At 70.4% G+C, this 1,893-nt stretch carries 1 protein-coding gene; it reads left to right on the top strand.

Annotation, left to right across the window (positions count from 1 at the left end):
• On the top strand, positions 1–1,893 hold a 1,893-nt coding region (locus tag BMI01S_RS36980), incomplete at both ends, for a condensation domain-containing protein (protein WP_042293232.1).

Here is a 1,893-nt window from a genome sequence, read left to right as displayed (position 1 = left end):
GGGGGAGCTGTACATTGGCGGGGCGGGGGTTGCGCGCGGCTATCTGAACCGCCCCGAGCTGACAGCCGAGCGGTTCATCGCCAGTCCCTTCGTGGAGGGCGACCGGCTGTACCGGACCGGCGACCTGGCGCGTTATCTGCCGGACGGCAATCTGGAGTTTCTGGGGCGCACCGACGAGCAGGTCAAGATCCGGGGCTTTCGGATCGAGCCGGGCGAGGTGGCCGCGCACCTGTGCGGGCATGCGTGGGTGCGCGAGGCGGTGGTGGTGGCGCGCGAGGAGCGGGCCGGCGAGCCGCGTCTGGTGGCCTATGTGGTGGCAGGACCGGAGGCACAGGAAGCGCAGCTTGCGGCGACGCTGCGCGCGCATCTGGTGGGGCAGTTACCGGACTACATGGTGCCGGCGGCGTTCGTGCCGCTGGCGGCGCTGCCGCTGACGGTGAACGGCAAGCTCGACCGCCGGGCGCTGCCGGCGCCGGCTGACGATGCGTATGCGCGGCGGGGTTACGAGGCGCCGCGCGGGGAGCTCGAGACGGTGCTGGCGCAGCTGTGGGCGGAGCTGCTGGGGCTGGAGCGGGTCGGTCGGCATGACCACTTCTTCGAGCTGGGCGGCCACTCGCTCCTCGCAGTACAGGTGTCGAGCCGGCTGTCGCAGGCTGTTGGGGTCGAGCTGCCGCTGTCGACGCTGTTCGCCAGGCCGGTGCTGGGCGATCTTGCGGCAAGTATCGTCGAGGTGTTGAGCCGCTCCGGTCCCCAACACCTGCCGGCGATTGTGGCCGTATCGCGTCATGAGCCGCTGGAGTTGTCGTTTGCCCAGCAGCGGCTGTGGTTTCTGGCACAGCTGGACAAAGACAGCGCCCGCTACCACGTTCCGCTGGGCTGGCGGCTGCAGGGCAGGCTGGATCGCGCGGCGTGGCGTCGCAGCCTCGATCAGCTGTATGCACGCCACGAGGCGCTGCGCAGCGTCTTCGTTGATGCGGAGGAAGGGCCCCGGGTTGAGATCCTGCCGCCCGGTACCGGCCTGCCCGTGCTGGAGCACGACCTGCGGGAGCGGCCGGATGCGGCGGCGGCGCTTGTGGCGCTGTGCGCCGAAGAGGCGTGCACGCCCTTTGATCTGGCGCGCGGGCCGCTGGTCCGCGGGCGCCTGATCCGGCTGTCGGAGGAGGAGCATGTCTTCCTGCTGACGCAGCATCACATCGTCTCGGACGGCTGGTCGGTGGGGGTGCTGGTACGGGAACTGGGCAGCCTGTACCGGGCGTTCGTGGCCGGACAGGCCGATCCCTTGCCGGTACCAGCGATCCAGTATCCCGATTATGCGGCCTGGCAGCGGCAATGGCTCTCCGGGGAGCGGCTGCAGCGTCAGGCGCAGTACTGGCGCGAGGCCCTGTCAGGCGCGCCGTCCATGCTCGCGTTGCCGACGGACCGGCCGCGCCCGGCGCGCCAGTCGTTTGCCGGCGCTACGGTGCCGGTGGAGATCGATGCGGAGCTCACGCGGGAACTCAGGCGGCTGGGCCGTCAGCATGGCACGACGTTGTTCATGACGGTGCTGGCGGGCTGGGCGGCGGTGCTCTCGCGTCTGTCGGGGCAGGACGACATTGTGATCGGGGTGCCGAGTGCCAACCGCGGCCGGCGCGAGATCGAGGAGCTGATCGGCTTTTTTGTGAACACGCTGGCGCTACGGGTGGACCTGTCGGGCGGGCCGGACGTGGCGACGCTTCTGGAGCGGACACGGCGCACGGCCCTGGGGGCGCAGGAGCATCAGGACCTGCCGTTCGAGCAGGTGGTGGAAATTGTGCAGCCGCCACGGGCGCTGGATCACACGCCGCTGTTCCAGGTGGGGCTGGCCTGGCAGGATAACGCGCAGGGGCGGCTCGATCTTCCCGGGCTGGGCGTGGA

Source organism: Paraburkholderia mimosarum LMG 23256 = NBRC 106338 (assembly GCF_000739815.1).
GTDB lineage: Bacteria > Pseudomonadota > Gammaproteobacteria > Burkholderiales > Burkholderiaceae > Paraburkholderia > Paraburkholderia mimosarum.
Note: the sequence above shows the minus strand (reverse complement) of the source record. Positions and strands in the feature narration are given on the sequence as shown.